Consider the following 26,185-nt stretch of genomic DNA (forward strand, 5'->3'; position numbering starts at 1 on the left):
ACTCTCACATCAGTGTGAGGGTTGAGACTGAGCGTCCGTTCATGCCTGGAGGAAAGAACCCATGACTACCCGAGTGCTGATCCGCTGGCTGATTGCCGTGATCTGGTGGGCGACGCCGTTCGCGTTGGCGTACGACGCGGCCGCCGCGCCGCTGACCTATACCGTGACGTCGCCGGACGGCGTGAAGCTGGCCGTTCAGGAAAGCGGCGACCCGGACGGCGCGCCCGTCATCCTGATCCACGGCCTGCTCGGCAGCCGCCTGAACTGGGACGCGCAAGTCCGGAGCCCCGAACTGCGCGGCTTCCGGATCATCACGTACGACCTGCGCGGCCACGGGCTGTCGGACAAGCCGTCCGGCGCGCAGCCGTATCGCGACGGAACCCGCTGGGGCGACGATCTCGCCGCGGTCATCGACGGCGCGCATGCGCGCAAACCCGTCGTGGTCGGCTGGTCGCTCGGCGGCGTGGTGATCTCGAACTACCTCGCCAGGTACGGCGATCGCGCGATCGCGGGCGCCGTGTATGTCGACGGCGTGGTCGAGCTTGCGCCGGGCCAGATCGTCGATCATCCGGACGTGTATCGGGACATGAACGCGCCGGATCTGAAAACCCATCTCGACGGCGAGCGCACGTTCGTCGGCCTGTGCTTCCACCGGCGGCCGGACGCCGCCACGTTCGAGCGCTTGCTCGCCAACGCCGCGATGGCGTCGTGGGACATGCAAAAGGCCATCCCGACGATGTCGGTGTTCGCCGCCGCGGGACTCGGCCACGCGCGCGTGCCGTTGCTCTTCATCTACGGCGGTCGCGATGCGCTGGTCGATACGCACGCGACGCTGGCTCGCGCGGCCGAGCTGAATCCGCGCATTGCCAGCAAGGTGTACGCGGAGTCCGGGCACGCACCGTTCATCGAGGAAGCCGAGCGGTTCAATCGCGATCTGGCCGCGTTCGTGCGGTCGGCGGCTGCTCAGTGAAGTGGCGAGGTCAGGCCGGCGTGACGGGGATGCCTGCCGGGTCGCCCGCCGCGCGATCGTGAAAGCGCTGGAACGCATCGATGAGCCGTGCGCGCTGCGCGGCCAGCGCCGGATCGCGCCGGTCGCGCGGCCGTGGGACGTCGACCTGGATTTCGTCGTCGACGCGGCCCGGGTTCGGCGCGAGCATCAGCACGCGATCGCCGAGATACAGCGCCTCGTCGAGATCGTGCGTGACGACGATCGCGGCCATCCGGTGCCGGTGGACGACGTCGAGCAGCAGCGTCTGCAAGCGCATCCTCGTGATCGCGTCGATCGCGCTGAACGGCTCGTCGAGCAGCAGCAGATCCGGCTCGCCGAACAGCCCGCGTGCGATCGCGGCGCGCTGCGCCATCCCGCCGGACAATGTGGCCGGCAGTTGCCGCGCGACGCCGGCCAGCCCAACCTCGTCGAGCAACCGCGCGACGCTCGGGTCGCGGCCGCCCCGCGCACCGGACGCGAAGCCGACGTTGTCCGCGATCGACAGCCACGGCAGCAGCCGCGGCTCCTGAAAGATCACGCCGACGCGCGCGGACGGGCCGGCCAGCGCGCTGCCGTCGAGCGTCACGCTGCCGCGAAAGTCCGCGTCGAGGCCGGCGACGATCCGCAGCAGCGTGCTCTTGCCGCAGCCGCTCGGGCCGACCACGCAGACGATTTCGCCGCGCGCGACCTGCAACGCGATGTCGGCCAGGATCGTGCGCTCGCCATACAGCTTGCGGGCGATCCGCAGGTCGAGCAGCGGCGTCGCGATGCCGGCGGCCGGGTGGACGGAAGGGGAGGCGCTCATTTGCCGCCCTCGCGCGATGCGCCGTCGAACACGTCGCGCCAGCCGAGCCAGCGCGACTCGATGCGGCGCATCGCGCCGTCGGTCAGCTTGCCGAGCAACGCGAGCAGCAGGATCGCGCCGAATACGAGATCGGGCCGCCCGGTTTCGCGACCGTCGCTCAGCAGGAAGCCGAGGCCGCGCGTGGCCGCGATCAGCTCCGCGGCGACCATGAACATCCACGCGAGACTGAGGCCGGTGCGCAGGCCGGTGACGATCTGCGGCAGCGCGGCCGGCAGCAGGATGCGGCGGAACAGCGCGAGCGGGCCGAGCCGGTACACCGCGCCGAGCTCGACGAGCTTGCGGTCGACGTCGCGAATGCCGGCGACCACCGCGAGGTGAACCGGAAAGAACGCGCCGATCGCGATCAGCGTGATTTTCGGCGCTTCGTCGATACCGAGCCACAGCAGCAGCACCGGCACCCATGCGAGCGACGGAATCGCGCGCAGCGCCTGGAACGTCGGTTCGAACAGCGCGTCGATCCGGCGGCTCAGGCCCATCGCCGCGCCGACGACGAGCGCGAGCCCGGCGCCGGCCGCAAACCCGGCCGCGACCCGCAGCGTGCTCGCGCCGACGTGACGTGCGACCCGCGTGACGCCCATCCGCGCGAGCGTATCGAGAATCTCGCTCGGCGCCGGCACGAGATGATCGGGCAGCCAGCCGCGCCGCACCACGATCTCCAGCAGCACGAGCGCGGCGAACGGCAGCGCGAGGCCCGCGATGCGCCAGGCGCGCAGCGGGTCTCGCCGGGCCGCGGGAGGCGGCGATGCGGGTGGGTGCGACGCGAGCGCTTCGCCGCGCGCGGTGGTGTCCGTCATCGGCGGCACGCTCGGTCTCAGTGCGACGCGGCGACGATCGGGCGCGCGAACGACGGATCGATCAGCGTATCGACGATCTTCGCGGGATCGACGCCCGGCTTGGTCAGTTGCTCGGCCGTCAGTACCGGCGCCGCGGCCTTCAGCGCCGCGCGCTGCGTGTCGCCCGGCACCGGATCGCTGAAGTCGTTGCGCTGGAGCTGCAGCTTCGCGACCGGCAGCGACACCTTCGATTCGTCGGCAATGATCTGCGCGGTTTCGGCCGGATGCGCGACGATCCATTGCCGCGCACGGTCATAGACTTTCAGTACGCGCTCGACCGCCTGCGGATACTGGCTGGCGAACGCGTCGCGAACATTCAGGAACCCGTACGTATTGAACGCGACGTTGCGGTACAGCAGGCGCGCGCCGTCGTCGAGCTGCGCGGCGGCCATGTGCGGATCGAGCCCGGCCCACGCATCGACCTGACCGTTCGCGAGGGCGGTGCGGCCGTCCGGATGCTGCAGGTTGACGATCTCGACGTCGTCGCGCGTCAGGCCGACCGTGTGCAGCGCGCGCAGCGTGAACAGGAACGGATCGGTGCCGCGCGTCGCGGCGATCTTCTTGCCCTTCAGGTCGGCGAGCGAACGGATCGGCGAATCCTTGCGTACCACGAGCGCGGTCCATTCGGGGCGCGAGAACACGTAGACGGTGTGGATCGGGTTGCCGTTCGCGCGCGCGAGCACCGATGCGAGCCCCGCGGCCGAGCCGAAATCGACCGCGCCGCTGTTCAGGTATTCGAGCGCGCGATTGCTGCCGAGGCTCAGCACCCAGCGAATCGCCGTGCCGTCGGTCTTGAACGCGTCGTCGAGCCAGCCGAAGTGGCGGATAACGAGACTCTCGGGCGAGTAGTACGCATAGTCGACGCGGATTTCCGCGGGCGTCGCCGCCTGCGCTTGCATGGACGTGAGGCCGGCAAGCACGGCAACGACGAGGGCCGCGGATTGCCACGCGCGGGACCAGAACGGCTTCATCGGGGATTCTCCGGAAGAGCGGCAACGCGCCGCGAACAGGCAGGTGACCGGCTAATGTAACGAAGCTCGGGCGATCCGTTAACGAAGAAATCCACGTTTGAACATACGTGCTGCTGCTAAGCGCGCGCCGTGCAACTTTATGACGCACGCCGATTAATTTATCGGTTTATATCGCTTGGGATTGCCGGATCGAGGGAACAGAATTTCCGCTGCCGGAACCCGGCCGCAGCGGGGCCGCATGCGCTTGCCGCCGCGAGGGTCGCGAAGGCGCCTGCCCGCTTTCCCGGCTTCACGACCACCTTGCCGTGCATTCGGCATCAAACTAAGGAATCCGATGAGTTCGATCGATCTTGGCTCAATCACGCCGGTTTCTTCCCCTATCCGCTCGGCGAGCGACGTCGCGCGCCTGATCAATACGGTGGACAGTTCGGTCAGCCATGCACGGATGATCGTGCTGCTGGCGCTCGGCGGCGTGTTTCTCGATGCGTACGACCTGACGACGCTGTCCTACGGCATCGACGACGTCGCGCGCGAATTCGGGCTGACGCCCGCGCTGACCGGGCTCGTCGGGTCGGCGATCATGATCGGCACGATCTTCGGCAGCCTGATCGGCGGCTGGTTGACCGACCGGATCGGCCGCTACCAGGTGTTCATGGCGGACATGCTGTTCTTCGTGGTCGCGGCGATCGCGGCCGGGCTCGCGCCGAACGTGTGGGTACTGATCGCCGCCCGCTTCGTGATGGGGCTCGGCGTCGGCATCGACCTGCCTGTTGCGATGGCGTTTCTCGCGGAATTCTCGAAGTTCAACGGCCGCGGCAACAAGGCGTCGCGGCTCGCCGCGTGGTGCCCGATGTGGTACGTCGCGTCGTCGGTGTGCTTCCTGCTGATCTTCGGGCTGTATTTCCTGCTGCCGGCCGAGCATGCGGGCTGGCTGTGGCGCGCATCGCTGATCTTCGGCGCGGTGCCGGCGCTCGTCATCATCCTGTTCCGCAACCGCTTCATGAACGAATCGCCGCTGTGGGCCGCGAATCAGGGCGACCTGGCCAACGCCGCGCGCATCCTGCGCGAGTCGTACGGCATTCACGCGCACGAAGCGGACGATGCGCGACGCGAGCCGAGCCCGCCGCCGGTGCGGATTCGCGTGCTGTTCCAGCGTCCGTATCTGGGGCGCACGATCGTCGCCAGCGTGATGAACCTGTGCATTCCGTTCGAATACACGGCGATCGCGTTCTTCCTGCCGTCGATCCTGTCGCAATTTCTCGGCGCGGGCGTGTTCGAGACGATTGCGGCGTCGCTCGCATTGAACGTGCTGTTCGCGTTCACCGGCGGCTTGCTGGGCATGCGCCTCGCGTATCGCTATCCGTCACGTCATGTCGCGATCGCGGGGTTTGCGTTGCAAACGGTCGCGCTCGTCGCGCTGGCGCTGGCAGGGCATCCTCACGGCGCATTGGCCGTCGGCGTCGTGCTGTTGATGCTCGGCACCTGGCTGTTCGCCGAAGGCTTCGGGCCCGGCGCGCAGATGATGATCTATCCGACGCTGTCGTATCCGGCCGCGATCCGCGGCACCGGCGTCGGCTTCGGGCGGTCGCTGTGCGGCATCGGCCAGGCGCTGGCGCTGTTCGTGCTGCCGATCCTGCAAGCCCGCCTCGGCACCGACATGTTCTGGGTCGTCGCGATCAGTGCGGTCACGCCGATCGTGTTTTTGCTGATCATTCGGTATGAGCCGACGGCGAACGACGTCGACGACGAAAGCGTGGCGTAAGCGCTGACCGGGGGCGCTCGTTGTCCCCCGGCAAATAGAAGCGGCTTCGTCAGACTGCACGAAGCCGTTTGTACTGAAGCCGGTTGGCCGCGTACGCAGACTGGCCGGCTTCGATGTTGCCCGACGCTACGCGCTGACCGCTTCCCGCTCGGCCGCGCGCTTGACCTGTTCGATATCGCGAAACTGCGCGGCCGGATGTTCGTCCGGCAGCCGCGCCGAGCCGCCGAAGAGTTTTTCGCGCAGCGTGCCCGGCGCATACGCGGTCGGATACACGCCACGGCGCTGCAACTCCGGCACGAGATAACGCACGACGTCCTCGAAGGTTTCATGCGCGAGCGCATACGCGAGATTGAAGCCGTCCACGTCGGTCGCGGCCACCCATTCCTGCAGGATGTCCGCGACGGTCGCCGCCGACCCGACGAACACCGGGCCCATTCCGCCGATGCCGCCCCAGGCGGCCAGCGCCTCGATCGTCCACGCGGTGTCGCCGCCCGACAGGTGCTCGACCGCCGACACGATCGCGTTCGTTTCGACGCGCCTGACCGGGTCGGTCGGCGCGTACTGGCCGAAGTCGATGCCGGTCCAGCCCGACATGAACACCAGCGAGCCGTCGTACGACACGTAGCGCCGATACTCGTCGAATTTGGCCTGCGCCTTTTCATCGGTCTCGTCGACGATCACCGTGACGAGGTTGTAGATCAGCACTTTCGCCGGGTCGCGCCCGGCGGCCGCGGCCTGCGCACGCACGTCGGCCACGTAGCGCGCGAGCTGGTCGCGGGTCGGCGCGGCGACGAACACGCATTCGGCGTGCTGCGCGGCGAATGCCTTGCCCGGGCCCGACGCGCCGGCCTGGAACAGCACCGGCGTGCGCTGCGGCGACGGCTCGCACAGGTGATAGCCGGGCACGTCGAAGAAGCGGCCCTTGTGGCCGATCTCGTGCACTTTCTCCGGATGCGTGAACACGCGGCCATCGCGATCGCGCACCACCGCGCCGTCTTCCCAGCTACCCTCGAGCAGCTTGTACAGCACCTCGACGTACTCGGCCGCGACCGCATAGCGGTCGTCGTGCGTGCGCAGCCCGTGATCGCCGACGTTCTTCGCACCGCTTTCCAGATACGACGTGACGATGTTCCATGCGAGCCGGCCCTTCGTGTGATGGTCGGCGGTCGACAGCCGGCGCGCGAACGTGTACGGGTGCTCGAACGTCGTCGACGCGGTGATGCCGATGCCGAGATGCTCGGTCGCCATCGCGATCGGCGCGGCCAGCTGCAGCGGATCGTTGACCGGGATCTGCGCGGCCTGGTGCAGCGCGTGATAGTTGCTGCCCTTGTACACGTCGTAGTAGCCGATCACGTCCGCGATGAAGATCGCGTCGAAGATCCCGCGTTCGAGCACGCGCGCGAGATCGGTCCAGTAGTCGAGATCCTTGTACTGCCACGAGCGGTCGCGCGGATGCGCCCACAAGCCGGGCGACTGGTGGCCCACGCAGTTCATCTCGAACGCGTTGAAGCGGATGGTCTTGCTCATTGCGCGGCCCCCGTTTCCGCACCGGCGCCCGCGTTGGCGTTCGCGCCGTTGCCCACGCGCCAGACGAACGGTGGCGTGCGGCCGTTGATGATCCAGTCGCCGACGATGCGCGCCTTGTACACGAGCGGATTGTGCGACGACACCGTGCGCGCGTTGCGCCAGTGGCGATCGAGCGCGGTCGTGCTGCGCGTGGCGGATGCGCCGAGCGCGTCGAACAGGCGCGTTGCCGCGCGCAGCACGAGTTCGGACACGACGAGCTGGCTCTGCGCGGATTCGATTTCGGCCGCGACGTTCGCGGCCTGCTCGGCCGCTTCGTCGCCGCCGAAGCGCGCTTCGTACGCGTGCTGAAGCGGTTGCGCGGCGCGCAACGCGAGTGCGTCGGCCGCGTATGCCCATGACGCGATCTCGCCGATCACCTGCTGCAACTGCGCATCGTCGCCGGCACGCTGCGCATTGCCGTGGCTGTACACGCGCGTGCGGTTGCGCACGAGCTCGCCTGCGTCGCGCACGATCGCATGGCCGATGCCGGCGAGCGTCGCGACGTGGAACAGCTGGTAGAACGCGGTCTGGTACTTGAAGCGGCGCGCGAAATCGATCACGTTGTCCGCGTCGACCGCCGCATTCTCGAAGCGCGTCGTGCCGCTGCCGGTGGTGGTCTGGCCGAAGCCGTCCCAGTCGTCCTCGCGGATCACGCCCGGCTGCGCGGTCGCGACGGCGACGATCACGTCGCTGCCGTCGTGCGCGCGCTGCGCGAACACGTCGATCCAGTCGGCGAACAGGCTGCCGGTGCTGTAGAACTTGCGGCCGTTCAGCACGAGCCGCCCGTTCTGCTCCGATACCTTCGTGATGGTCTGGCCGAGCGGCACGTCGCCGGCCTCCGACCACGCATTGCCGACGAGCTGGCCGCTCGCGAAGCGGTCGAACCAGGTCGTGCGCTGCGGCCCTTCGGGTGCATTGAGCCAATCCTCGACGAACGCGAAATGCCCGCGCAACGCTTGCGGCAAATTGGAATCGGCGGCGGCCAGTTCGGTCAGCAGCCGGAACAACTGCGGCAGCGATGCGCCTGTGCCGCCGGCGCTCGCCGGCAGCCGGATCGCGCCGAAGCCGGCCGACTTCAGCCAGCCGATCGCCTCGTGCGGCAGTTCGCGGTTGCGTTCGCGCTCGGCGGTGCCGGCGGCGATACGCTCGAAGATCGGCCGGAACCGGCGCGCGAGCGCGTCGTAATCGGTACCGGTGGAAAGGTCGGAAGCTGCGTGCGACGAAGTCATGCGGATTTCCTCGAAGGGCGTGGCCGTTTGCGCCGGGAGCCCAGTATAGGAAGCGCGGCGTGAGCGTTCCAATAACGGATTCTCGGATCGTTATCGTCGCTGCGTATTACCGCAAATGTGACCGCAGCCGCGCGGGGACGCATCGACGCTCTCGCGTCCGTTGCGACGTCAAAACACCGATTCACGTGCGTCAGGTGCGACCTCGTTTGTTCTCCCAAGGAATATCGTTCCGAGAATCGCTCGGTTTTCCGGCTCGTGCGGCGCTGCTAGATTGAACGCTTTCGCCAATCGACAGGAGAGCCCGATGTCAGACACTAGCGCGACGATTCAGGAGCGGCCGGCCGACGCACGACCGCAGGTGGCCCGCGTGATTGCGGACGATGCGGAAGCGCTCGCGGTCGCGCATGCGCTGGCGGAACGCCTCGCGCAAGGGGCCGCGGAGCGCGATCGCGAACGCCGCCTGCCACGCGAGGAAATCGAATGGTTTTCGCAGTCGGGGCTGTGGGCGATCACGGTGCCGAAGGCATACGGCGGCGCAGGTGTCTCACACGTGACGCTCACCGAGGTGATCAAGATCATCGCCGCGGCCGATGCGTCGCTCGGGCAGCTCCCGCAGAATCATTTCGGGCTGATCGACGTGATCACGCTCGTCGGCACCGATGCGCAGAAGCGTCATTTCTTCGCCGAAGTGCTGAGCGGCAAGCGGTTCGGCAACGGATTCTCGGAGAAGGGCACGAAGCACGTGCTCGACCTGAAGACGCGCGTGCGCCGCGATGGCGACGACTATGTGGTCGACGGCACGAAGTTCTATTCGACCGGCGCGCTGTTCGCGCATTACGTGCCGGTGCTCGGGCTCGACGACGCGCGGCAGGCCTGGCTCGCATACATACCGCAACCGACGCCCGGGCTGACCGTGATCGACGACTGGTCGGGATTCGGGCAGCGCACGACCGCGAGCGGCACGGTCGTGCTCGACGCGGTGCGCATCCCGGCGTCGCACGTGCTGCCCGCGCAGCGCGTGTCGGACGTGCCGACGCTCAACGGGCCGCTGTCGCAGATCATCCAGGCGGCGATCGACGCGGGCATCGCGAAGGCGGCCATCGACGATACGCTCGCGTTCGTGCGGACCCGCGCGCGGCCGTGGGTCGACAGCGGCGTTGAGCGGGCGGTGGACGATCCGCTGACGATTCGCGAAATCGGCCGCCTGCACATCCAGCTGCATGCGGCCGACGCGTTGCTCGAACGCGCGGCGCGCACGCTCGACGAGATCGCGGCCAAGGGCGACGTGACCGAGGACGACGTCGCGCGGGCGTCCGTCGCGGTCGGCGAAGCGAAGGTGTTGACGACCGAGGTTGCGCTGCTCGCGGGCGAGAAGCTGTTCGAACTGGCCGGCACGCAATCGACGCTCGCCGAGCACAACCTCGACCGGCATTGGCGCAATGCGCGCACGCATACGCTGCACGATCCGGTGCGCTGGAAATATCACCTGGTCGGCAACTACTACCTGAACGGCGCACGCCCGGCGCGCCATGCGTGGAATTGAGCCGTCGGCGGCAAACGGTTCGTCCGATCGCTGCCTATCTCCTTAGCGGCGCTAGCGGTCGGACGCCAGCAGCGCACGAGTCAACAACCGCGCGATCCCATCGAGCGTGAAACCCAGCGCGCCGATGATGACGATCACCGCCGTCAGTTCGGAATACGCGAGCCGGTCGCGCGTATCGAGGATCAGGTAGCCGAGGCCCGCGTTGACGCCGAGCATCTCGGCCGGCACCAGCACGATCCACAGGATGCCGATCGCGAGCCGGATGCCGTTGAGCAGCGGCCCCGCGATGGCGGGCAGCACGATATGCACGAGCAGCTCGCGGCGGGTGGCCGCGAGGCTTGCGCCGAGCTGCAGCCAGCGCCGGTCGATCTGCGTGACGCCGGCGGCCGTGCTCATCAGCACGGGCCACAACGCGGCGAACCCGAGCAGAAAGTAGATCGCGCGATCGCCGATGCCGAACGACATGACCGCGAGCGGCATCCACGATAACGGCGACACCATGCGCAGGAACTGGAACGTCGGCGACAGCATCCGCTCGATCCACTGAACTCGGCCGAGCAACAAACCGAGCGGGACGCCGGCCAGCAGCGCCGCACCGAGCCCGACGCCGATGCGTCGCAGGCTGACGAGCGTGTGTTCGAGCAACTGATCGTCCGCACACAGCGCGCGCAGGCTGGCGAACGCGCTGTCCGGCGCGAACTGCCGGCCGAGCGAGGCGGGCTCGGTCAACAGGTGGATCGCGGCCCACCAGACGGCGACCGTCGCCACGAGCCCGGCCACGCCGAGCCAGCCCGCGGCCGAGCGCGCCGGGAAGCGGGCGCCGCCGCCCCGGCGCGTGTCGGGGGCGGACGAGCGGCGGGTGGCGAGCGCGTCAGACAACGATGATCTCCTCGCGCTGGAACGCGCCCGATTGGCCGAACGCGGTCAGGCCGCCGACCGCGTCGATGCTCTTGCGCACGAACCGGTCGTCGACGAGATCGCGGGCCGCGAACGCCGGGTCGAGCGATGCGAGGAAGGTGCTGTCGCCGTCGACCACCGTCCGTTTCAGCCGCTGAACCAGCGCCTCGGTATAGCTCGGGAACGGATACGGCTGGAAGTCGATTCGCTTCGCGTGCCAGTCGGCATGACGGATCGCGCCGCTCGCCCGATAGGTGTCGGCCAGCGACGCCGATGGCACCAGCACGCGGTCGAGCGACGCGAGCGTATGCGGCGAATAGCGGTGCGTGCCGTCCTTCGACAGCAGTTGCGCGGTTTCCTGCGGATGCGCGCGCGCCCACAGCTGCGCCTTCACGATCGCGTTGACGACCTTTTGCGACCACCCGGGGCGCTGCGTCAGATCGTTCTCGTGCATGAACACCACGCAGCACGCATGGTTCTTCCAGACGTCGCCGGTGAAGCGCAGGATCTTGCCGATCTTCATCAATTCCGCGGTCGCGTTGAACGGCTCCGCGACGATGTACCCGGCGATCTGGCGCGCGGCGAGCGCGGGCAGCATGTCCGACGGCGCCATCACGACGAGGTTGACCTCGTTCGCCGCGGGCGTGCCGCGCCGCTTGAGCACGGGCACGAGCCCCTGCTGGCGCAGCAGGTCCTGCAACACGACGTTGTGAATCGAGTACCAGAATGGAATCGCGACGGTCTTGCCGCCGAGATCGCGCAGCGAATCGATGTCGGGCGCGACCGTCAGCCCTGAGCCGTTCACGTGGTTCCACGCGACCACCTTCGCCGGCGCACGGCTGCCGTAGCGTGCCCACAGCGTCATCGGCGACAGCAGGTGCACGACGTTGACCTGCCCGGACAGGAACGCTTCGACGAGCTGCGCCCAGCTGCGCAGCAGCTTCGGTTGCTCGACCGTCAGCCCTTCGGACGCGAAATAGCCGTTGTTGTGCGCGACCAGCAGCGGGGCCGCGTCGGTGATCGGCAGGTAGCCGATGCGAACCGGCGCATCCGGTTCGGCCGCGGCGTGCGCGTTCGCCATCGAGAGCAACGGGGCGGCGCCCGTCGCGGTGAACAGGGCCGCGAGCTTCAGCCATTCGCGGCGCGACATCGGAATCTGGCACATGGATAGGGAGGTCAGTTCAGGGGATGGAGGTCGGACGCGTGCGGGCGCTTCATGCCGGCCCGCAACGCCTTCAGGATGTCGATGCGCATCCTGCCGAGTTCGCTGACGAACGCGTCGCGCGGATGCGGGTAATCGACGTGCCACGCGTCGATGAAGCGGCCCTGCATGCCGAGCAGCACGATGCGATCGGCCAGCAGCAGCGCCTCGTCGATATCGTGGGTCACGAGCACCGTCGCGCAGCGCGTCGTCGCGACGATGTTCACCAGCAACTGCTGCATCGCGGCGCGCGTGACTTCGTCGAGCGCCGAAAAGGGCTCGTCGAGCAGCAGCGCGTGCGGTTGACGCGCCAGCGCGCGGGCAAGCGCCGCGCGCTGTGCCATGCCGCCGGAAAGCTGGGCCGGGCGCAGCGACGCGGCGGCTTCGAGCCCGACCGCATGCAGCGCCGAGCGGACGCGTTCGCATTGCTGTTCGCGCGTGAGGCGCTCCTGATGTTCGAAGGCGAGACCGAACGCGACGTTCCGTTCGGTCGACAGCCACGGCAGCAGGCATGGGTCCTGAAACGCGATCGCGATCCTCGGGTGCGGGCCCTGCAGCGTCGTACCGTCGATCGACACGGTGCCGGATTGCGGCCGTTCCAGGCCCGCCAGTGCCCGCAGCAGGCTCGACTTGCCGGTCCCGCTCGGGCCGATCAACGCGACGATTTCGCCGCGATCGACCGACAGCGAGACATCGGCGAGCACGGTATTGCGCCGCTCGCCGTCGTAGCCGAGCGTCAGATGGCGGGCGTCCAGCAGCGGGGGCGTCATGCGGCGATGCTCCGCGTCCGTGCGGCGAGTTGCGCCTTCAACTGCACGACGCTTGGCGTGACGATCGGAATGAACGCCGCTTCGCGCCAGCGTCGCTCGAAGCCGAGCCCCGCGTCGCGCAGATAGCCGCGGCCGCCGCTCGCCTCGAGTTCGAGGTTCACGGCCGTGGCCACGTGCGTCGCGAGCGCGATGCGCAGCTCGAACAGGCGGTTCGGATGCAGGCGCAGGCTGCCGTCGGCGAGGCCGGCCGATAACTGCGCGCAGGCCGCGGCCAGCTCGGCCGCGCAGGATTCGACTTCAGGGCCGAGAATGCCGCGCGTCGTTTCCGCCGCGCGCCGCGCTTCGGCCAGCGCCCGCCGCGCGAGCCCGATCGACAACCCGCACTGCAAGCCGAGGAACGCCGGCCGCACCGCGGGCAGGAACGTTTGTGCGTCCGGATGGATCAGCCACGCGGCGTCGCCCGGTACGTCGTCGAGATGCAGCGCGGCGGTGTTGCTGCCGCGCAGCGCGATCAGGTCGAGATCCGCGCTGCGCGTCAGGCCGGGCGCGTCATCGGGGATCGCGACGATCGCGGACGGGCGGCCATCGTCGAACGCGACCGCAGCCGCCACGACGAACCGTTCGGTACGCAGGTTCGTCACCCACGCCATCTTGCCGGTCATCCGCCAGTCGTCGGCGCTTTGCGCGTGCGGCGTCGCGTCGATCTGAAGCGACTCGATGCCGGACAGATACTTCATCGCGTTCGACAGGCCGCTTGCGCCGGCGCAACGGCCGTCGAGCAGCGCCGGCAGCCAGCGCTCGCGCAGCGCGGTATTCGGGCTTTGCAGCAGATATTCGATGAAGCTGCGCTGGCCCCACAGCACGAAGGCCGCGGTCAGCGAATGCTCGGCCACCGCGGCGATGCCGGCAATGGCGTCCGCGGTGGTGCCGTCCGCGCCGCCGAGGCTCGCCGGCACGCCGGTCCGGAACAGTCCGGCGGCCGCGAGGCGCGGTACGACCTGCGCGTTCAGCGCGGCGCTCGTATCGAGTTGCGTCGCGTTCGCGTCGAGCCAGTCGGCGAGCGACGCGTCGAGTGCGGGCGCCGTCAGGCGGCCTGTGTCCGGGGTTCCCATCGGTATGCCGCCAGTTCGGTGTTGAGTTCGTTGCGCGACAGATTGTTCGCGAAGTTGCACAGCGTCGCGAGGCTCACGCCCAGCACCACTTCGAGTGCGTTCGCTTCGGTGAAGCCGGCGGCCAGGAACGCGGCGAGCGCGTCGTCGGTCACGGCGCCGCGCGTCGCGATCACGGCGCGCGTGAAGGCGGCGACGGCTTCCAGCCGCGGCTCGGCGACCGGCTCGCCGTCGCGCAGCGCATCGACGTCGGCGCGATCGACATGGGCTTTTTTCAGTGCGGCGGCGGTGTGTCCGGCCACGCAGAACGCACAGCCGTGGACGGCCGCCGCGGTGATCTGCACGGCTTCGCGCTCGGCGAACGTGAGGCCCGCGCGGCTGTTGATCTCCGCGACGGTCATATAGGTTTCGAGCGCGACCGGCGCATTCGCGAGCGAGCGGACGAGGTTCGGCAGGAAGCCGTTCGCGCGCTGCGATTTTTCGAGGAACGGCTGGCTGGCCGCGGGGGCGGTCTCGATGGTGGGCAACGGCAGGCGGCTCACAGGATTCTCCGAAAAGGGCAGTGAGATCATTGTCGAGGCGCTGCTGCCGCCGGACAATGCGCGAACATCCGCGATTCCTGTGCGTTCGTCCCGCGCCGCGCGCCGCGGCCTCGCGACGCCCGCTAGTGCAGGCGCGCCGCCGATGGCGACGCGTTGTCGCGCTCGCGTCGCCATGCGCCGGGCTGCATGCCCATCGTGCGCTTGAACGCGTGCGCAAACGCCGATTCCGACTGATAGCCGACGCGTTCGCCCGCCCGCGAAATCGGCAGGCCTTGTTGCAGCAGGTCCGCCGCGAGCCGCATCCGCACCATCGTGACGAACTGCATCGGCGGATGACCGGACGCTTCGCTGAAGTGCTTGCAGAACGCGGTGCGCGACATGTTCGCGAACGCGGCCATCGATTCCGTGGTCCATGCGTCGGCGGGCGCGTCGATGATCGCGGCAACGAGCGTGCCGAAGCCGGTCCGCTGCATCAGCGATGCGAGCCCGCTGGCCACGGTATCGTGCCCGGCCGCGTCCCGTACCGCATAGAACAGCAGCAGTTCGACCAGCTTGTCGATCAGCGGGGACGGCGCGTCGACGCCGTGACGGCCTTCGGCGCGAATCAGGTCGAACAGCCCATGGATGCCGCGATAGGCGTCGTCGCCGTGCCGCACGATCAGGTACTCGGGAAAGAGCGACACGATCGCGCGCGACACGGTGGACTGGAATTCGATGAAACCGCAGGCAAGGCCGACGCTGCCGTCGACCGACGGATCGAGCGGCTGCATCGATCCGCGCCGCGCGATCGGGCGGCCGCCCGCGACCGCGCAGGCCTGCGGGTTGACAGGGCTCGGCGACAACCCGTGCGGCACGTCGCGCAGCAGAAACACGGCTTCACCTTCGGCGACCGGGATGCTGTCGCGCCCGTCCGCGAAATGAAGCCACGCCGACCCATGCAGGATGACGTGGAAGCTCGCCTTCGCCCGGCCGGCGGTGGACGCCTGCCAGTCGCCGCAATACTGGCCGACGTGAAAAAGCTGGCTTTTCGGCTCCAGGCTGGACAGCAGCCAATGGACGACCTTGTCTGTTTGCGCGGACATTCCGATGCTGGAGGATGGGTGACGCGCCCATGCTACGGGCTGCGCCGCGCCGCTCAAACCAACGAATCGTAGAAAGCATTTTCTCGTGGCGACGAAGCGAGGCCTGCGATCGGCGACGCATGACGGCGATTGACGCAGGTCAATCGCCTTCGCGCTGCCGGCAATACAGTGGACTCCGGTGCTCGCACGATGCGGCGCCCGATGGCGCGCGCAAGCCGCCGCGTGATGAGGCACGGGCCATGAAACATCTGACGTGGGCGATCGGCGCCGCGCTCGCGCTGGGCGCTTGCGCCGGTACGGGGCAGGGGTCGGCGTTCCGATCGACCGAAACGCAATTGCTGGCGGCACGGGAGGCCGCGGCGCTGCCGTGTTCGACGCCGTCCGAATGCGACCGTGCCTGGCAGCTCGCACGACGCTATGTCGACGCGCATTCATCCACGCGTATCACGCGATTCAGTGCGGATCGGATCGAAACCGCGCAGCCGCATTTCGCCGGAGAAGTCTATCTGTGGGCATCGCGCACCGCATCGGGCGACGGCGGCGCGGTGATCCGGCTCAAGGCGATGTGCAAGGGCATGTACGGCACCGATGGCGGCCCCGGCTGGCAATACGATGCATGCGCGTCGAAGATCCTCGAAATCGAGCGGGGCTTCCGGGCGTACGAGTAGCCATCGCGCGCGACGGACACGTCGACGCCGCCGCCGGTCGATCCTCGATCATCGGGCGCATCCCGCGCAGGTTCACGCTGCTTCAAACCGTTGACCTCGGTCAACGCCGGTTTCCGGCAAGCGCTGATGATGAGACAACGCCGACCGCCACCGGCGCGTCGAGTCATCCAGCGAGGTGGGTATGTACACGAACATCATGGTCGCCGTGGACGGCAGTCCTTCGTCGAATCGGGCGCTCGAAGAGGGCTTGAAGGTTGCCCGGTCCTGCGGCGCGCGGCTGTTCGCCGTCTTTGTCGTCGACCAATCGCTTCTGATCACGTACGCCGGACGAATGAACCCGGATGCGCTGCTCGACGAGGTCCGGCGCGACGGCGCGGCGGTGCTGCACAGCGCGGAACGGGCGATCTCGCATGCGGCCGTCAACGGCGAGACGGAAATCGTCGAAACCGAACCTGGCCAGAATGTCGCCGAGCGGCTGCAACGCTACGTCGTCGAACGCTCGATCGATCTGGCCGTGATCGGTACGCACGGGCGGCGCGGCGTCCGTCGCTTGTTCCTCGGCAGCGTCGCCGAACGGTTCCTGCGCGGATCGAGTTGCCCGGTCCTGCTCGTACGCAGCGACGATGCCGCGCCGGCCGCCGTCGCGGCAGCCTAGAATCGCCGCACCCGATACCGGGACGGCCCGCCACCTGCCCAGGGGATCATCATGCAGATATCCTTTCCCTCCGAACCGCCGACGTATTGCGGCGTGGCTCCGGCGCTGGCCTTTCCGGCCGTGGTCGAAGGCCGCCGCGTGCGCTGCGCGATCACCGCGGAAGCGCTGGAAGATCACTTCCGGGCGGCATCGCCGCGCGAGCAGGATCTCGTCGACGCATTCGCGCGCCATCGCCCCGCGATCGAACGCGCGGCGCGCTGCCTGCTCGAGGAAATGGACGGCAGGCCGATCCTGCTTCATAGCGGATTTTTCCGGTTCTGTACGTGATCGCCGTGGGTCATTGACGCGTATCGCATCCATGATCGTACGGGCCGATACGCCGATCTCCGCGGGATCTGCCGCGCGGCATGCGATGTCGCCCCCCGTCCTGTCCGCGTCATGATGCTGCGCCGGCGAGACGAAAGCGCCGACCGCGTGCCCACGATCAAAGGGAATGCGAACCAGGCGACACATGCACGAGCCGCGAAGCGCGGCACAGAATATCCGTTGACCTGCATCAGCAACGCGCGGCCGCGCGTGTGCAAATCTGGCTGTGTACGGCGGACGAGCGCGCCGCGGCTCACGGGAGTGCAGACGATGAAAACCGACAAGCAGTTGAAGCAGGACGTTCAGGACGAACTGGAATCCGACCCGGCGATCGACGCGACACGGATCGGCGTCGAGGTGTCCGACCGGATCGTGACGCTTTCGGGTCACCCGCCGAGCTACGCGGAGAAACTCGCGATCGAGCGCGCGGCGAATCGCGTGGCTGGCGTCAAGGCGCTCGTCGTCGACATGACCGTCCATCTGCCGAACGACGACGTTCGCACCGACGAGGACATCGCGAATGCGGTGCGCTCGGTGCTGCACTGGACGGTCGGGCTGCATGACGATGCGGTCAAGGTGCAAGTCGAGCACGGCTGGATCACGCTGTCCGGCAGGGTCGAATGGGCGTACCAAAGCCATCTGGCCGTGCGTGCGATCTCGCAGATGCGCAGCGTGACCGGCGTGACCGACCACATCGTCGTGCAGGGGGCGGTCGGCTCGGCCGACATCGGCGGCAACATCAAGCGCGCGATCATGCGCCACGCGGAGCGCGAGGCGAAACACATCGCGATCGAGGTGCGCGACGGCACCGTCCGGTTGTCCGGCAAGGTCGGGTCGTTCTCCGAGCGCAAGGCCGTGCGCGGCGCCGCGTGGTCCGCGCGCGGCGTGCGCGCCGTCGTCGACGACCTGGTCGTCGAGTAAGGCCGGCTGGCTGAAGTTAGGTGCGGCGTCCGCCCGGACGCGGGAGGGAAGCAAGATGACACTGTCAGGCGAGGTACACGACGCCGACTGGTCGGTGGCGATCGAGACGAGCCCCGCCGAAACGGGCGGCTATCGTTGCACGATCCACGTGATGCTCATGTCGCCGGACGGCGCGTGCGAACGTGTGTTCGCTCACAGCCGGTTCCATGACACCGAGCGCGAAGCCGCGATCGACGGGTTGCGCGTCGGGATGACCTGGGTCGAGATGAAGAAGTCGAACACCTTTACGGTTTGAACGACGACGGCCACGTATTGCATCGAAACCGGCCGCTCCTCCCGGCCCGATGCGATACGCGTGGCGGCCGCCCGTATTCAAGCGTCTAGGGCCAGCGCAAGCCCGTTATTGGCGTGAACAGGCCCTAGCCTCCCGTCGTTTTCCGCGCGGGCGGCGATGACGCGGAACGCATGCGGTGTTCGCCTTTCCGCTGGACGTGATGCGCAACGGCATCGGTCACGGTCGGAAAGAAGCTGGTCGGGCCGAACACGTCGAACAGCCCGTAGGCGCGCAGGCGATCCTTCACCGGCCCCTTCATTTCAGCGAAGTTCAGCGCGATGCGTTGCTCGCGGAGTTCTTCGCACAGCGCGACGAGCCGGTCCGCCGCGCTGACGTCGATATCGGTGACGGGCTCCGCGGCGACGACGATACGCGAGACCGGGCATGCCGAGCGCGCGATTGCCCCGTGCAGATGCTCGCAGAAGATCTCGACGTTGGCATAGAAGAGCGGGGCGTCCCAGCGGAACAGCACGAGGCCCGGGGTTTGCACGGCGTCCGGATGTCGCGTGATGTCGTGATAACCGCGCACGCCCGACAGCCGGCCAAGCACGGCATCGTACGGGTGCCAGGCTCGCCACACGAACGACAGCAGCGACAGCGCGCTGGCGAGCAGGATGCCGGGGACGACGCCCACGCCGATCACCCCGGCAAAGCACAGGACCGAAATCAGGCATTCGCCGCGGCGCATCCGGTACAGCCGGACGACGCTGCGGACGTCGGCGATGCCGAACGCGGCGTAGATCACGACCGCGGCCAGCGCTGCGCGCGGGACGAGCGTCAGCAGCGTGGGCGCGGCGATGAGCAGTATCGCGATGCATGCGGCGGCGACGAGATTGGTGAGCTGGCTTTGCGCGCCGGCGGCGATCGCCACCGGCGTACGGGACGCGCTGCTGCTGACCGCGCAGCCCTGTGTCACGCCGGCCAGCAGATTCGCCGCGCCCAATGCGATCAGCTCCTGGTTACGGTCCGGCGTGTCGCCCGCGCGCACGGAAAGCGCACGCGAGAGCATGCTGATATCGGCGAACGACACCAGTGCCACGGCGATCGCACCGGACGCGAGCGCGGTCAGGTCGGCGAGCGAGACGACCGGAAGGTGCGGGGCAGGCGTGCCGGCCGGCAATGCGCCGACCGTCGCGATGCCGTGCAACGGCAACACGCGCGTGGCCAGGGTCGCTGCGAGCACGGCGATCAACACGCCAGGCCAGTGGGGTATCACGCGCTTCATCAAGAAAATGGTCGCGAGCACGCCGACGCCGAGCAGGCAGGCAGCGGGTGAAAACCGGCGGTCGACGAAGGCATGCACGATGTGAGGGACGCTGGCGAACACGTCGCCGCCCGATGCGGTCATGCCGAACAGCTCGGGCAGGCGGCCGATGGCGAGCGTGATCGCAATGCCGTTCAGATACCCGTACTGGATCGGGCGCGACAGCAGGTCGGTGACGAAGCCGAGGCCGAGCGTCCCGAGCAGGATGCAGATCGTACCGGCCGACAGCGCCAGTGCGCCGGAGAGCGCGACGGCCCGCTGCGGATCATGGTCCGCGAGCGGTGCGATGGCGCCGGCGATCAGCGCGGCCAACGCCGAATCGGGGCCCAGGACGAGGATGCGGCTCGGGCCGAGTACCGCATAGGCGAGCAATGCCGCGATCGACGCATACAGGCCGGTGACGGCCGGCAGGCCGGCGGCCTGCGCGTAGCTCATGCCGACCGGAACCAGCACGGCGGAAAGCGCGATGCCCGCATAGAGATCGCGCGACAACCATGCACGCCGGTAGTTCGCGAGCAGCGCCACACCGGGGAACATGCGTGCGATGCGTCCGGAACGGGGCAGGTTCATCGCCGCTTCATCCGCTGGATATCCGGGCGAAAGGGGCGGACCGATCCGGGAGGTGGAGGTTCATCGGCATGCGGTCAGCGCGCGGCACGGCCCCGACCGCGCCCGGCTTCATGCCGCCTTGAGCACCGAAAGCTGCAGCGCCTGCGCGAAACGGGCCAGCGTGGCGATCGATCCCGTCACGCTTTCGTACCGTTCCCTGCCGATCTGGCCGTCGAGGATCACGAGCATGCCGGCGTCGCGGGCGAGGGCGACCAATGCCAGCGTATCGAGCGCAGCTGCATTGGGCTGACCGGACGGATTGCCCGAATCGACAAGCTGGGTAGCGTGTGACATGGCGTCTCTCCTGATGGCTCGCGATCGGTGTGCCGGGAGCCGTGATCCGTGATTTCAGTATCGTCGGCATGCATGCGCGATTCAATCGGCGTGTCCCGAAGTTGCAGTAGGAATCGAGCGGCGGCCGTCGGCGGATTCCTACACGGCGGACGGCTTCGGCGAAGGGCTTCGCCGGGCCGGCCGTCTGGCGCGACGCCGTGCATACCAGGACCCGATCGCGTGCCAGATCTCGGCGGCCGATTCGCAGTAGGTGAACAGTTCGAGGTCGCGGCGGTCGATCATCCCTTCGTCCGCGAGAAACGCCAGATCGACGGCGCGCCGCCAGTACGCTGCGCCGACCAGGATGACCGGCAGCGGCGCGATCTTGCGCGTCTGCAACAGCGTCAGGACCTCGAACAGCTCGTCGAACGTGCCGTATCCGCCGGGGAAAAACACGGCTGCCTTGGCGCGCTCGAGCAGGTGCAGCTTGCGAATCGCGAAGTAGTGGAACCGGAAGCACAGATCCGGCGTGATGTACGGATTCGGCGCCTGTTCGCGCGGCAGCTCGATATTGAAGCCGATGCTCGGGGCGCCGCGCTCGTAGGCGCCGCGATTGGCGGCCTCCATGATGCCCGGGCCGCCGCCCGTGACGATCGCGAGGCGCGCGGTACGCGTGCGCCGGTCGGCATCGCCGACGATGCGGCCGAATTCGCGTGCGACGCGGTAGTACACGCTGTGCTCGACGAGACGGCTGGCGACCGCGACGGCACGACGGCGGCCCGCGTCATGCGGGCGCAGCGCGAGCAGGCGATTCGCTTCGTCGAGCCGTGCGTTCGCGACGGCGGGCGCGACGATGCGCGTGCTGCCGTAGATCACGACGGCATGGCCGATGCGCTCATGTTGCAAACGCTCCTCGGCTTTCCAGTAGTCGAGTTGGAGCCGGATACCTCGCATGCCCGCCCGTTGCAGCAACGTCGCATCTTCGTCGGCAGGCGTGCAGTTCGGATTGCTGGCGAGATGCCGCGCCCGACGAGACGGCCGCTGGATGTCGTCGAGCGCGGCGGTCGCTTCGGGCCGCTCGCGTATCCGCTTGCCGTTCATGCCGCCGCGCGCGGTGCCGGCAGGAGCGCGTTTGACTATCGTGGGCATCAGCGGGAAGGCAGTGGCACGGTCACTGACTCAGCACCCATTGGACGAGCTGATGGGCGTCGTCGGCCGACAGCGGCCCGCCGCGATCGACGGCGGACGGCATCGGCGTGTCGCCCCAATGCGTGGGGCCGCCGACGCGCAACTTGCGCTCCAGCTCGGCGGCCGCGTGAGGATCGCCGCGGTAGCGCGCGGCGATATCGTGGAACGACGGCCCGAGGAACGTCATGTCGAGCGTGTGGCAAAACATGCAGTGCTGCGCGTTGACGAGCTCGGTCGGCTCGGGCACGGCCGTCTGCGCGGCCGCCGTGTCGGCAATGGCGGCGATCAGAAGGAAAGCGAAGCAACGCGTGATGTTCATGTTTGTTTTCGTCCGGATCGGCAGGCGCACGGAGCGCCGCCGGTTACGCTCAGGAGATCACTTCGTCGAGCGGGCGGCGGGGCGAATGCGGCGTGTGCGGGCCGCGGCCCACCCGCAGCAGCAACTGCGGCTCGCCGCGCAGCCCGAGTGTCCGGCCGAGGTCGGCGCGCAGCGCGGCCGTCTCGATCGGCTGGTTCAGGTACGACGCCGTACAGCCCGCGCGCGCCGCGACGAGCAGGATCCGCTCCAGCGCCTGGCCCGCGGCCAGCCACGCTTCGCGATCGTCGCGCACGGTCGAGATGCAGACGATCAACGGCGACGCGCCGACGAGCTGGTGATGGAGCGCGGCGAGACCGTTGCCGAGATCGAACGTCCGCACCGCCATCGTCACGACAGGTGCCGCGAAGTCCAGCAGCGTCGGCACGCCGGCCGCGAACGCCGGCATGCCGTCGACGCGCCGGCGCGGATCGATCCAGCTCGCCAGTTCGCGCCGGAAGCGCGGATCCGCGAACTGCTGCTGGTCGGCCTGCGCAACCAGTTCGGCAACCCGTGCGCGATGCGTGACCGAGTCGATGCACGCGACCTCAGCCCCTTCCGCGACGCCGGCCGCGATCAGCTCGCGCTGAATCGCGTCGGGCACCTCGGTCGATTCGAACGGTGCGCGTGTCGTGACGCGCTCCTGGATCGCGTCGAACAGCCCGCCGAGAGACGGATCGGAATAGCCGTCGTCGCAGACCCGGACCAGCGCAAGGAGATCGGGGTCGACCTCGGACGGAAACGTGCTGATCGTGTGGGCGAGGCCGGCGTGATCGAGCGCGACGCGCAGATTGAGCAATGCCGCGCCGCAACTGATGATCAGCTCGCGGTCGAATGGATCGACCACGGGCAAGGCGCGGACCCGGTCCGCACAGACTGCGATCGTGGCGCCGTTGACGATGAATCGCCACGGCTGGGAATTGTGGCTGGACGGGGCCAGCACCGCGTACGCCAGCAACGACTTCAATTGATCGTCGACATGGGCGCTTGCGGCAAGCGGGGGAACGGATATCATTCGATTATCTCCTGGCACGCCGCGCGGGCGGCGTCATGCCACTTCATCGTGTCAGCAACCGTCCGGCAGCCGTTGACCCACATCAAGCGCCCGTCATCGCGCCATGCGTGCGCGATGCGTTGGGACTAGCCTTGGACGGCGAAGCACGAAGACGATCGAGCAGGAGGCGAGCATGCTTGCGATGATGTTTGACGGCACGGCGCCGCGTTTGCGCGAGACGCGCGTGCCGGATCCGCTGCCGGCGCCGGGCCAGCTGTTGATCGACGTGCACGCATGCGGTGTCTGTCGAACCGATCTGCACGTCGTCGACGGCGAGCTCGCGCACCCGAAGCTGCCGCTTGTGCCGGGGCACGAAATCGTGGGAACGGTGCGCGTGCTCGGCGCTGGCGTGACGGGGTTCTCCGTCGGCGATCGCATCGGCGTTCCGTGGCTCGGCTCGACATGCGGGCATTGCGCGTATTGCACGTCGGGCCGCGAGAACCTGTGCGACAGCCCTGGTTTCACGGGCTATACGATCGACGGCGGCTATGCCGAGTGCGCGGTCGCCGACCACCGGTATTGCGTGCATTTGCCGCGGCGCTATTCCGATCTCGAAGCCGCGCCGCTCCTGTGCGCCGGCCTGATCGGCTACCGAACCTTGCGGATGGCAGGCGACGCGCGTCGCATCGGCATCTACGGCTTCGGCGCGGCCGCTCATCTCGTCGCGCAGGTCGCACGTTTCGAGGGGCGCAAGGTGTTCGCGCTGACGAAGCCCGGCGATACGGCGGCACAGCAGCTCGCGCTGTCACTCGGCGCCGCGTGGGCCGGCGGCAGCGACGAAACACCGCCGGAAACACTGGACGCCGCGCTCATTTTTGCGCCGGCGGGCGCACTGGTGCCGGCCGCGCTGCGCGCCGTCGGCAAAGGCGGGATCGTCGTGTGCGGCGGCATTCACATGAGCGACATCCCGGGCTTTCCGTACGCGTGGCTGTGGGGCGAGCGCCGGATCGTGTCGGTCGCCAACCTGACGCGCGCGGATGCGGCCGAATTCATGCGGATCGCCGCCGCGACGCCGCTGCGCGTCGAAGCCGTGCGCTACGCGCTGACCGATGCGAATCGCGCACTGGACGACCTGCGCATGGGGCGCGTGTCCGGCGCCGCCGTGCTCGGCGTGCGCGGCTGATCCCGTCCGGTACTCGCGCGATTCGCTCAGATGCGCCCCAGGCCTTCCGGATCCACGATCCGGATCTGCTTGCCTTGCGCGGCGACGAGCCCGTTGCGCTGGAACTTCGACAGCATGCGGCTGACCGTTTCGAGCTTCATCCCGAGATATTCGCCGATCTCGTCGCGCGTCATCCGCAGCACGAACTCGGCGGCCGAGTAACCGCGGGCCTTGAAGCGGGTGGACAGGTTCAGCAGGAAGGCGGCCACGCGCTGCTCGGCGGTCATCGTGCCGAGCAGCACCATCAGCGCGGATTCGCGGACGATTTCGCCGCTCATCATCTGATAGACGTGATGCTGCATCGGCCGCACTTCGCGGCACATCTGCTCGAGCTGGCCAAACGGGATGATGCAGACCGTGCTGTCCTCGAGCGCGATCGCATCGCCGTTGTGCCGCCCGGTGTGCACGCCGTCGAGCCCGAGCGATTCGCCGACGATCTGGAAGCCGGTGATCTGCTCGTTGCCGTCGCGATGCATCATCACGGTCTTGAACGACCCTGTTCTGACCGCGTAGATGCTGTGGAACGTGTCGTCCGCGCGAAACAGCGTTTCACCGCGTTTGACGTGGCGCGTCGTGCAGATCATCGCGTCGACCCGCGCGAATTCGTCGGGCGTCATTTCCCGCGGCATGCAGACGGTGCGCAGCGTGCAGGACGAGCAGCGCGACGACGTGCGCTTCGGCTGGTCCGTCCGCGTGACGGGATGCAGCGGAATGAACGGGTGCAACGGCACCGTCGTTGGAATTTCGGCATGGCTCTGCATGATCTGCTCCGGTTGGGGCGGCAGCGGGTCGCACGGTCGAGGTTGCGCTGGCCGTCGTACAGGCGGATCGGGAGGCGGCCGCCTGGTTCATCGAATCGGCGCCGCACCGGATCGGCGGGCCGACGATGCCGTCGCGACGCGAGGGCAAGGCCGGGCAGCTCCGGAAGGCACGCGGGTGTGTTGTTCTTGATCGAAGTATGGACAGCCGGACGCTTGATTGAAATCAGCGGAAATTGAAGATGCGGTAGGTGATGGCGAAGGTTTGTAGGACGATTCCTACAAGGGTGCGGCGGGTTGTCGCGGTCAGAGTTCGTCCGGGTCGTCGAACAGCTTGTGGCGCATCGCGTACCGGACGAGCGCCGTATCGTTGGCCATCTGCATCTTCTCGAGGATCCGCGTCTTGTACGTGCTGACCGTCTTGACGCTGACGCAGAGTGCCTGCGCGATTTCCGAAATCGACTCGCCGGTGGTGACGCGCCGGAACACGTCGAACTCGCGATCGGACAGGCGCTGGTGCGGCAGGAGATCGGTCGGTTCGTTCAGGCTCTGCGCGAATTGCTCGGCCATGGTCAGGCTCACGTAGACGCCGCCGGCCGCGATCTTGGTCAGCGCGGCGACCAGTTCGGCGCTCGCGCTTTCCTTGGTCATGTAGCCCGATGCGCCGGCGCGGAACGCGCGCACCGCATATTGCTGCTCGGCGTGCATCGTCAACACCAGGATGTGCAGCGCCGGTTTCTCGTCCTTGATCTGCTTGATGAGCTCGATGCCGTTGCGGCCGGGCATCGACAGGTCCAGCACCAGCACCTCGGCCTCGGTGCCACGAATCAGCGCGATCGTCGACGCACTGTCGTTTGCTTCGCCCGCCACGACGAAATCGTTGGCGTTCTGCAGGATGTGCCGCAGGCCGTCCCGGACGAGCGTGTGATCGTCTGCAATGAGTACGCGGATCATGGCGTGCATCCTTTGCCGGCTCGCGAGGGGCCGGCGCGCGTCGGCGTTCGTCGATCCGGCTCCGACCGGAACGTGGCGATCGTCCGATTCCGAACGGCGGACATGATGGCTGCCGTCGATGACCGGACGATGTCTCTTCAAAGGGTCGCATCAAAAGCGTGTCCGATGCGCGGAGATTGTGCGCGTTTTGCCGGTATTCGCCAATCGGGACCGATGCGTACGGCTGTCGGCGCGCGGGCTTGACCGGCGTCAACCGGACGATGCGC

General features: G+C 68.1%; 27 protein-coding genes. 9 read left to right on the forward strand and 18 right to left on the reverse strand.

What is annotated here, in order from left to right; translation table 11 throughout:
- Positions 1-61 precede the first annotated feature (61 nt).
- Positions 62-970, forward strand: coding sequence for an alpha/beta hydrolase (locus HWX07_RS07085; protein ID WP_175875741.1), 909 nt, complete (start codon positions 62-64; stop codon positions 968-970).
- A 10-nt stretch (positions 971-980) separates the two neighbouring features.
- Here HWX07_RS07085 and HWX07_RS07090 read toward each other — a convergent pair whose 3' ends face one another.
- The 3 genes from HWX07_RS07090 to HWX07_RS07100 are packed head-to-tail and all read right to left on the reverse strand — an operon-like array spanning position 981 to position 3,657.
- Positions 981-1,793, reverse strand: coding sequence for an ABC transporter ATP-binding protein (locus HWX07_RS07090; protein ID WP_175875742.1), 813 nt, complete (start codon positions 1,791-1,793; stop codon positions 981-983).
- A complete protein-coding gene (locus tag HWX07_RS07095; RefSeq protein WP_175875743.1) occupies positions 1,790-2,647 on the reverse strand; it encodes an ABC transporter permease in 858 nt (285 codons plus the stop codon). Before HWX07_RS07095 ends, HWX07_RS07090 begins: the two co-directional genes overlap by 4 nt.
- A gap of 17 nt (positions 2,648-2,664) precedes the next feature.
- Positions 2,665-3,657 carry an aliphatic sulfonate ABC transporter substrate-binding protein gene (locus HWX07_RS07100; protein WP_175875744.1) on the reverse strand — a complete coding sequence of 331 codons (993 nt, stop codon included), beginning with the start codon at positions 3,655-3,657 and terminating at the stop codon, positions 2,665-2,667.
- A 334-nt stretch (positions 3,658-3,991) separates the two neighbouring features.
- On the opposite strand from HWX07_RS07100, the gene HWX07_RS07105 reads away from it, so the two are divergent.
- A complete protein-coding gene (locus HWX07_RS07105) occupies positions 3,992-5,419 on the forward strand; it encodes an MFS transporter (protein ID WP_175875745.1) in 1,428 nt (475 codons plus the stop codon).
- Positions 5,420-5,545: 126 nt separating this feature from the next.
- Here HWX07_RS07105 and HWX07_RS07110 read toward each other — a convergent pair whose 3' ends face one another.
- Complete coding sequence (locus HWX07_RS07110; RefSeq protein ID WP_175875746.1) at positions 5,546-6,946, reverse strand: LLM class flavin-dependent oxidoreductase; 1,401 nt, start codon at positions 6,944-6,946, stop codon at positions 5,546-5,548.
- Positions 6,943-8,214, reverse strand: a complete 1,272-nt coding sequence (locus tag HWX07_RS07115) for an acyl-CoA dehydrogenase family protein (RefSeq protein WP_175875747.1) — start codon at positions 8,212-8,214, stop codon at positions 6,943-6,945. Before HWX07_RS07115 ends, HWX07_RS07110 begins: the two co-directional genes overlap by 4 nt.
- 304 nt (positions 8,215-8,518) lie before the next feature.
- Here HWX07_RS07115 and HWX07_RS07120 point away from each other — a divergent pair, with 304 nt between their 5' ends.
- Positions 8,519-9,757 carry an SfnB family sulfur acquisition oxidoreductase gene (locus tag HWX07_RS07120; protein WP_175875748.1) on the forward strand — a complete coding sequence of 413 codons (1,239 nt, stop codon included), beginning with the start codon at positions 8,519-8,521 and terminating at the stop codon, positions 9,755-9,757.
- A 51-nt stretch (positions 9,758-9,808) separates the two neighbouring features.
- Here HWX07_RS07120 and HWX07_RS07125 read toward each other — a convergent pair whose 3' ends face one another.
- The 6 genes from HWX07_RS07125 to HWX07_RS07150 form a co-directional block, all read right to left on the reverse strand.
- Positions 9,809-10,636, reverse strand: a complete 828-nt coding sequence (locus tag HWX07_RS07125; protein WP_175875749.1) for an ABC transporter permease — start codon at positions 10,634-10,636, stop codon at positions 9,809-9,811.
- Positions 10,629-11,819, reverse strand: a complete 1,191-nt coding sequence (locus HWX07_RS07130) for an ABC transporter substrate-binding protein (protein ID WP_175875750.1) — start codon at positions 11,817-11,819, stop codon at positions 10,629-10,631. Before HWX07_RS07130 ends, HWX07_RS07125 begins: the two co-directional genes overlap by 8 nt.
- 11 nt (positions 11,820-11,830) lie before the next feature.
- Positions 11,831-12,625 (reverse strand): ABC transporter ATP-binding protein, encoded by a 795-nt coding sequence (locus tag HWX07_RS07135; RefSeq protein ID WP_175875751.1) that lies wholly within the window; start codon positions 12,623-12,625, stop codon positions 11,831-11,833.
- Positions 12,622-13,737: an acyl-CoA dehydrogenase family protein gene (locus HWX07_RS07140; RefSeq protein ID WP_175875752.1), complete on the reverse strand. Its 1,116-nt coding sequence runs from the start codon at positions 13,735-13,737 to the stop codon at positions 12,622-12,624. Before HWX07_RS07140 ends, HWX07_RS07135 begins: the two co-directional genes overlap by 4 nt.
- Positions 13,710-14,276, reverse strand: coding sequence for a carboxymuconolactone decarboxylase family protein (locus HWX07_RS07145; RefSeq protein WP_175875753.1), 567 nt, complete (start codon positions 14,274-14,276; stop codon positions 13,710-13,712). The genes HWX07_RS07140 and HWX07_RS07145 overlap by 28 nt, the downstream gene beginning before the upstream one ends.
- A 122-nt stretch (positions 14,277-14,398) precedes the next feature.
- Complete coding sequence (locus tag HWX07_RS07150; RefSeq protein ID WP_175875754.1) at positions 14,399-15,358, reverse strand: AraC family transcriptional regulator; 960 nt, start codon at positions 15,356-15,358, stop codon at positions 14,399-14,401.
- 14 nt (positions 15,359-15,372) lie between these two features.
- Between HWX07_RS07150 and HWX07_RS07155 the strand changes: the two genes are divergently transcribed.
- From HWX07_RS07155 to HWX07_RS07175, 5 genes are all read left to right on the forward strand, one after another.
- Positions 15,373-16,026 carry a hypothetical protein gene (locus HWX07_RS07155; RefSeq protein ID WP_244129942.1) on the forward strand — a complete coding sequence of 218 codons (654 nt, stop codon included), beginning with the start codon at positions 15,373-15,375 and terminating at the stop codon, positions 16,024-16,026.
- Between the two features lie 181 nt (positions 16,027-16,207).
- Entirely contained in the window at positions 16,208-16,681 is a 474-nt protein-coding gene (locus HWX07_RS07160; RefSeq protein WP_077188982.1) for a universal stress protein, read from the forward strand.
- A 51-nt stretch (positions 16,682-16,732) separates the two neighbouring features.
- On the forward strand, positions 16,733-17,008 hold the full coding sequence (locus HWX07_RS07165) for a DUF1488 domain-containing protein (protein WP_175875755.1): 276 nt from the start codon (positions 16,733-16,735) through the stop codon (positions 17,006-17,008).
- Between the two features lie 309 nt (positions 17,009-17,317).
- Entirely contained in the window at positions 17,318-17,968 is a 651-nt protein-coding gene (locus tag HWX07_RS07170) for a BON domain-containing protein (protein WP_027809190.1), read from the forward strand.
- A 55-nt stretch (positions 17,969-18,023) separates the two neighbouring features.
- Positions 18,024-18,263, forward strand: a complete 240-nt coding sequence (locus HWX07_RS07175; protein WP_027809189.1) for a hypothetical protein — start codon at positions 18,024-18,026, stop codon at positions 18,261-18,263.
- Between the two features lie 124 nt (positions 18,264-18,387).
- Here HWX07_RS07175 and HWX07_RS07180 read toward each other — a convergent pair whose 3' ends face one another.
- The 5 genes from HWX07_RS07180 to HWX07_RS07200 all read right to left on the reverse strand — a co-directional run bounded on the left by HWX07_RS07180 (position 18,388) and on the right by HWX07_RS07200 (position 23,006).
- Positions 18,388-20,136, reverse strand: coding sequence for a SulP family inorganic anion transporter (locus HWX07_RS07180; RefSeq protein WP_175875756.1), 1,749 nt, complete (start codon positions 20,134-20,136; stop codon positions 18,388-18,390).
- A 108-nt stretch (positions 20,137-20,244) separates the two neighbouring features.
- Complete coding sequence (locus HWX07_RS07185) at positions 20,245-20,469, reverse strand: hypothetical protein (protein ID WP_175875757.1); 225 nt, start codon at positions 20,467-20,469, stop codon at positions 20,245-20,247.
- Positions 20,470-20,607: 138 nt separating this feature from the next.
- Positions 20,608-21,597 (reverse strand): LOG family protein, encoded by a 990-nt coding sequence (locus HWX07_RS07190; RefSeq protein ID WP_175875758.1) that lies wholly within the window; start codon positions 21,595-21,597, stop codon positions 20,608-20,610.
- Positions 21,598-21,619: 22 nt separating this feature from the next.
- Positions 21,620-21,955: a c-type cytochrome gene (locus HWX07_RS07195; RefSeq protein ID WP_175875759.1), complete on the reverse strand. Its 336-nt coding sequence runs from the start codon at positions 21,953-21,955 to the stop codon at positions 21,620-21,622.
- A 49-nt stretch (positions 21,956-22,004) separates the two neighbouring features.
- Positions 22,005-23,006 carry a nitroreductase family protein gene (locus tag HWX07_RS07200; RefSeq protein ID WP_175875760.1) on the reverse strand — a complete coding sequence of 334 codons (1,002 nt, stop codon included), beginning with the start codon at positions 23,004-23,006 and terminating at the stop codon, positions 22,005-22,007.
- A gap of 172 nt (positions 23,007-23,178) precedes the next feature.
- Here HWX07_RS07200 and HWX07_RS07205 point away from each other — a divergent pair, with 172 nt between their 5' ends.
- Positions 23,179-24,168, forward strand: a complete 990-nt coding sequence (locus HWX07_RS07205) for a zinc-dependent alcohol dehydrogenase family protein (protein WP_175875761.1) — start codon at positions 23,179-23,181, stop codon at positions 24,166-24,168.
- A 26-nt stretch (positions 24,169-24,194) separates the two neighbouring features.
- Here the strand turns inward: HWX07_RS07205 and HWX07_RS07210 are convergent, their stop codons facing one another.
- Both HWX07_RS07210 and HWX07_RS07215 read right to left on the reverse strand, forming a co-directional pair.
- Complete coding sequence (locus tag HWX07_RS07210; protein ID WP_175875762.1) at positions 24,195-24,968, reverse strand: helix-turn-helix domain-containing protein; 774 nt, start codon at positions 24,966-24,968, stop codon at positions 24,195-24,197.
- A gap of 303 nt (positions 24,969-25,271) precedes the next feature.
- Positions 25,272-25,919, reverse strand: coding sequence for a response regulator transcription factor (locus tag HWX07_RS07215; protein ID WP_175875763.1), 648 nt, complete (start codon positions 25,917-25,919; stop codon positions 25,272-25,274).
- Positions 25,920-26,185: the final 266 nt, after the last annotated feature.

This window comes from Burkholderia sp. BCC0097, from assembly GCF_902832985.1.
GTDB classification, from domain to species: domain Bacteria; phylum Pseudomonadota; class Gammaproteobacteria; order Burkholderiales; family Burkholderiaceae; genus Burkholderia; species Burkholderia orbicola.